Annotated in this window: 2 protein-coding genes; both read left to right on the plus strand. The window is 62.5% G+C overall.

From position 1 onward, the window contains the following. Positions 1-179: 179 nt before the first annotated feature. The gene (locus EET03_RS29660; RefSeq protein WP_075543010.1) at positions 180-956 is read left to right on the plus strand and encodes a Mu transposase domain-containing protein; all 777 of its coding nucleotides are present in this window, start codon (positions 180-182) and stop codon (positions 954-956) included. Then, positions 953-1445: ATP-binding protein (locus tag EET03_RS29665; RefSeq protein ID WP_167470755.1), on the plus strand; the 493-nt coding region annotated here is incomplete at its 3' end. The genes EET03_RS29660 and EET03_RS29665, both read left to right, overlap by 4 nt.

A 1445-nucleotide genomic window follows, 5' to 3' on the forward strand; every position in this document is an offset into this window, starting at 1 on the left:
CTCTCCAGATACACGACAGAGACGGGCAGCGTAGGCACGCATCGTTATCCCGAGGAATCAGTACTACAGACGGCTTCGACCTGCATCAACGCCGGACACTCGGGATAACCAAATCCTCGGGATAGTCCTGCTAATCCCGAACTCGGGATTAGCAGGACAAGCCGGTCGTCGAGGGCAGTGTGCGGTTCGTCGCGAACCAGGTCGCCGCGGTACTACGCAACCGGCGGTTCGTGGGTCTTGCCGAGCTTAACGAGGCGATCTTCGACGAGGTCGCAGAAATCAACGCTCGGCCGTTCCAGAAGCGGGAAGATTCCCGCCACATCGTGTTCGTCCGAGACGAGAAGCCGCTTTTGATCCCACTGGCGCAAGTCCAGTTTGAGTTGGCGGATCTACGAAAAGCCAAGGTGGGACCCAACTATCACGTGCAGGTCGACAAGAATTTCTACTCGGTTCCCGCCAAGCTGATCGGCCAGTCGTTGGATGTGCGCATCACCTCGCACACCGTCGAGATCTTCGACGGCACCGAACGCGTCGCCTCCCATCCGCGGCGCAAGGGGGTGCGTGGCCGGTATTGCACCGTGACCTCGCACATGCCCGAGGCGCATCGGAGCCGGCTGATCGATTGGACACCGCAACGTTTCGAGCAGTGGGCCGCCACCGTCGGCCCGAACACCGTCGCCGCTATCAACGCGATCCTGGCTTCCCGCAACATCGTCGAGCAGTCCTTCCGGTCGTGCCTGGGCGTGATGGCGTTGGCCAAAAAACCTGGTGGCATCACCCGGTTGGAAGACACCTGCGGTCGCGCGTTGGCGGCAACACCGACGCCGTCCTACACGCTGATCAAAAAGCTATGGGCCGGTTGGAAACCGGCCGACCCGCCACCGCCGCCATCGCTGGGCGACGCGGGTTTCGTACGTGGCGCCGACTACTACACCACCGACGGGGGCCAGGCATGATCGACGTCGAAACCCTCACCAGACTCAAGGCGATGCGACTGTCAGGCATGGCCGAGTACTTCGAAAAACTCGCCAACACGACAAGCGTCGGGGCCTTGACCGGGCCGGAGATGGTCAAGCAAGCCGTCGACTGGGAGTACGAGCGCAGGCGAGACAACAAGCTGCACCGGCTTCGCCGCCAGGCTGGTCTGGCCCAGCCCGATGCCGACATCGGCGACATCAAGGCCATGCCCGGACGGAACGTGAACACCGAGCTCATCACCCGGCTCGCCGTCGGCAGCTACCTGGTCAAACATCAAGACGTAATCCTGCAAGGGCCGACCGGGGCCGGGAAAACCTACGTGGCCTGCGCATTGGGCAACAAGGCCTGCCAGCAATATCGCCAGGTGCTCTACCTGTCGGCCAACGAGCTGTTCGACCGGATCACGATCGCCGAACGCACCGACCAGAAGAAGCGCTGCCTCGCCACGCTGGTCAAGGTCGACCTGC

This window comes from Mycobacterium innocens, from assembly GCF_900566055.1.
GTDB classification, from domain to species: Bacteria; Actinomycetota; Actinomycetes; order Mycobacteriales; family Mycobacteriaceae; genus Mycobacterium; species Mycobacterium innocens.